General features: G+C 61.7%; 4 protein-coding genes and 1 pseudogene. 4 read left to right on the forward strand and 1 reads right to left on the reverse strand.

Features of this window, described 5'->3' with window-relative positions:
• Nucleotides 1-64 precede the first annotated feature (64 nt).
• Nucleotides 65-1,258, reverse strand: coding sequence for a Swt1 family HEPN domain-containing protein (locus SGJ19_24715; GenBank protein MDZ4783462.1), 1,194 nt, complete (start codon nucleotides 1,256-1,258; stop codon nucleotides 65-67).
• A gap of 522 nt (nucleotides 1,259-1,780) precedes the next feature.
• On the opposite strand from SGJ19_24715, the gene SGJ19_24720 reads away from it, so the two are divergent.
• The 4 genes and pseudogenes from SGJ19_24720 to SGJ19_24735 all read left to right on the forward strand — a co-directional run.
• A complete protein-coding gene (locus SGJ19_24720) occupies nucleotides 1,781-2,329 on the forward strand; it encodes a hypothetical protein (protein MDZ4783463.1) in 549 nt (182 codons plus the stop codon).
• Nucleotides 2,307-3,086: a hypothetical protein gene (locus SGJ19_24725; GenBank protein MDZ4783464.1), complete on the forward strand. Its 780-nt coding sequence runs from the start codon at nucleotides 2,307-2,309 to the stop codon at nucleotides 3,084-3,086. The genes SGJ19_24720 and SGJ19_24725 overlap by 23 nt, the downstream gene beginning before the upstream one ends.
• Before the next feature lie 31 nt (nucleotides 3,087-3,117).
• A pseudogene (locus SGJ19_24730) lies at nucleotides 3,118-3,345 on the forward strand (3'-5' exonuclease).
• Nucleotides 3,346-3,437: 92 nt separating this feature from the next.
• Nucleotides 3,438-3,826 (forward strand): hypothetical protein (locus SGJ19_24735; protein ID MDZ4783465.1); only part of this gene is annotated, 389 nt, incomplete at its 3' end.

The raw sequence follows: 3,826 nt of genomic DNA on the forward strand, positions 1-3,826 counted from the left end.
CCCGGCAGATCTAATTGTCGCTGTGCACTCGTCGGTGATACAGCGCCGGTACGTGTCGTGTCGGCTACTGCCCCCGGATCATCCTCATCAGTCGGTGTGCCTCAACGTAAAGCAGAAGCTCATCGTCCTGAGTGATGTGGCGTGCGTGCATCGTATCGACGCGAATCGGATACAGGCGCTGGAATGACTCTCTGACGCTCTCCGGCCGGCCAAAGAATGCCGCGAAGACCTTGCGCCAATTGTCGACGCGGCAGATCACCAGCGTATAGTCGGTGAAGTCGGCGTAGGCGATGAGCGGCCGTTCCGGCGCGCCGGTCGCCTGCGCCTTTCGCTCCTTCTCCTTCCACTGCTCATGCATGCCATTCGGCAGCTGGTGCTTCGGCCAGTTGGCGCCGAACGCTCCCGTCATCTGGCCATCGATGAACCCGCGCAGTTGAGATTCCAGGCGATGCAGCCAGTCGTAGGCGGTAGCCGTGCGCTCGAATTCAGTTTCCTGCTTTTCATTGTCTAACAGCGGCACTGGCGTGCCATAGAGCGCTACCAGCGGCGGCCGCCGGCCACGCACGCCGGTGACAACCAAGCCTTCATGAAACGCGGCCGGCGGGAACGCCGTCAGGTTGTGATTGAATCCGATATCGGTGTAGAACCGCGCACGAAGGCCGAGGTCGTTGATGATCTCTGGACGCCAGGAGATGGGATCGCGCCAGTCGCCGAGATCGGCACGTAGGGCCGCTGCGAGACCATCATCAAAGCCAGCCAGGGAACCCAGCGCGAGGCTGATCCCCTGGAGTTCCGCGAGCCCGCCAATGGACCGCATTGCATCCCGAACATCTACCCACGGTGTCGCCATCTGCTCCATCGCGCGCTGCAAGTCGGTAGACGGTCCGCCGAGCGACGCTGCGAGCGGACTGTTTTGGAACCCGGCTACGAGTTGGCGAAGTTCCCCGAAATCTGGCTGGCGAAAGTGAGCCTCAAGTTCGGCGCGCACCTTGCTCGCACGCCGCATCTCCTCAATCAGCGGCGAATGCGCCAACGAGTCAGAGGCCCGCTGTATCTCTGCAAGGGGCTTCAGGGAGGCGGACATCAACGCGTCTCGTTCCTTGAACACGTTGATCGTCTGATGAACACTTGAGTTCTCAAGCACCCGCATCGCGTCCGTCACCGCCGACGCGTAGTTGGTCGCCGCTGCGAGCTCGCTCAGGCGAGGCCCGAGGCTGTAGAGGTTCATGACAGATTTCCTCAACTCGTCGTCCAGCACTGTCGTGCCCCCCTGTTGTTGTCAGTCGACTCTTGCGGTGCCGTTAAAGGCGGTGGTGACCGCCTCAGGTTTAGATCTGTATAATACATAAAAAGCATATACTTAATGTGGTATAAGTGGTGTTCACATCATGGATGTAGGGCAGTTTCTCGGCGCCGACGGCGGGACCTCCGTCCAGGCCCTGACTCTGTATGTGCCGAACAAGGACCGCGATGGCAATGAGATCGGGGACCAGCGGCGATGGGTGTTGGCTGCTGCTCAGTTGTTGGCTCGGATTGGGGGAGGCGTCACGATCTTGCCCCCGGCTGAGGGCGGCTGGCAGAACCCGGACGGCGGGTTGGTGTGGGAGAGCCCCGTTCTGGTCTACACGTACGTTCGACCCATGGAGTTCCGGGCCTTGATATCCGAACTTCGCGAGTTCCTGCACGCGCTTGGGCGCGAGACGAATCAAGGAGAGGTCGCTGTCGAGTTTGACGGCCGCCTGTTCCGAATCACGACTTTTGACAAGGGAGGGGACCCGTCATGGCCAAACAAAGCAAGACCTACCGGAAGATCAAAGACTCGTCGCCGACTTACGAGCGAATAGATCACCGCGAATTGGAATCGGCACTCGGCGTGCGGGCGGGCGGTGCAGCCGCACCAAAATCTGCGATCCGGTATCCGTCGCTCGCAGTGCTCCAGAGGCAACTCCGAGAGGAACTGGTTTCTGAGGGCGGGCGTCCCAGACGCGCGGGTGCGGTGGTGACACGACGAGTGCCGATGACCGAGTCGGAGGCGCGGTCCTTGGATTCGTTGACCGACGAGGTGCGCCAAGGCGGGTTGGCCGTAACCACCGGACAGGTCGCGGGCGTCCTCCTACGCGAGAGGCTGGGTTCAGCGTATGGTGAGGCTTCGCTCGACTCGGCCTCCGACACCGGCCAAGTCATTTCGCAGATCGAGGATGCTCTCGAGCGAATCCTCGCTGCGGCCGCAAGCGCGAAAGAGGAGCTTGAGGCTTTGAAGCCGGTCGCCAAGGAGCTACTTGAGCGAATGAAAGCAGGCAAGGGGATTGAATCGGATCCTGCCGATTGACGCCGGGGCCACGCAGAGCCACCTCAAGAGTCTGCTCGCGCTGGCTCGAACCAGTGGTGTGCAAGTGCACCGAATCAGCCCCCTTGGCCTGAAGTGGAAGGGGCTGTATCTGCTCTGTGAGGGCCAGGCGGCAGTGGCGTTGTGCGAAGGGATGACACCCGACGAAGAGGTGTGGGTGTTGGCGCACGAACTCGGCCACCACTTTTCGCCTCCGGTTCGTGGATTGTTCTCACCGTTCGTGATCAACGTCGCGGCCGATCGACCACGACATCGGTCAGGAAAGGAGCTTCGCCGCCGACCGGACGAGGAGCGGGCAAACAATTGGGCGGCCCAGCAGTTGATCAGCGAGAGCGACTGGAAACACGCCGAAGCGATCGCTCCTGTCGATCTTGCGGGCATGGCGTCGGCTTTGGGGCTCCCTCCTGAGGCCACTGTCTGTTGGCAACGGGCACGACTGTGGGGACACCATCCTACGGTTTTGCGGGCGGTGCCTGTGCCCCGCAGCATCGTGCGGACTCTTGGAGACGCCTGCGAAGGGGTGGGTGGGCACCAGGCGCTATTCAGACGTGTGTTGTCCGATACGCGGCAACGAGCGCCGCGGCTGAAGATTTCCTTTCAAGACTTCTTGTTCGCGAGGGAGAGGGCCCACACCAGCCGTGGAGGGTGGCTCCCGTACTATGCGACCTTGCTGGTCGCCCTGCAATCTCCCGTTCGAGCAGCGGGCGGGGTCGATGCGTTCTTTGGTCTTCCGCAATAAGAACGGGTCGGACGGGTAGGGGCTGGACCAATCCAAGGGCCTCGAATTCCGCGCGCTCGTCGTCGCCGCGTGCGACGACGACGTGCTGCCGCTGCAGACATGGATAGAGTCCGTGACAGATAATGCCGACCTCGAAGACGTGTACGACACCGAGCGCCACCTGCTCTACGTGGCCTGCACCCGCGCGCGGGACTGGCTGCTGGTAACCGGCGTGGCGCCGGGGAGTGAGTTCTTGGAGGATATGAAAAGCCAGGTCTGAAGGGACGGAGGGAAGGGCGGCTCGGAACAGTTTGATGTACCAACCCCCTTGCCAATGGCAGCGTGGTCGGCTACGTTGCCCTCAGAGGGTCTATGTACAAATTGAGCGAGGGCGAGACAGGTTCGCTCCTTCGGCAGCCGGAGTCCGGAATGGGCTATCAGGTGGTCGAAGCCGTGACGACCGAATATAGGACCAAGCGCGGCATTGTCTACAATGCGGAGTTGCTGACGCTTGACGAAAATCGGCTGGGCGACAGGATAGTTATGCTCACGAAGACGGTGAGCGAGGCGCTGCGCACCGCGAGCAGCACTGCGGGCCAGTTCCGAGCGCTGACCGTCGTTCATGACGCCCGAACAACGGTGCTCGCCAAACAAGAAGCGACGACGGCAGGTGGCGCCGATGCAGCCGACGAGCAAAAAACGAAGGACGGCGACGCGTTCCATCGCTTTTCGGCGTTTGCGAACGATCGCCGCGTCACTGC

Source organism: Planctomycetia bacterium (assembly GCA_034440135.1).
Classification (GTDB): Bacteria; Planctomycetota; Planctomycetia; order Pirellulales; family JALHLM01; genus JALHLM01.

Bases quoted from the DNA above. Each gene is read 5' to 3' on its own strand.
- SGJ19_24720 (MDZ4783463.1), top strand. From the start codon at position 1,781: ATGGCCAAACAAAGCAAGACCTACCGGAAGATCAAAGACTCGTCGCCG.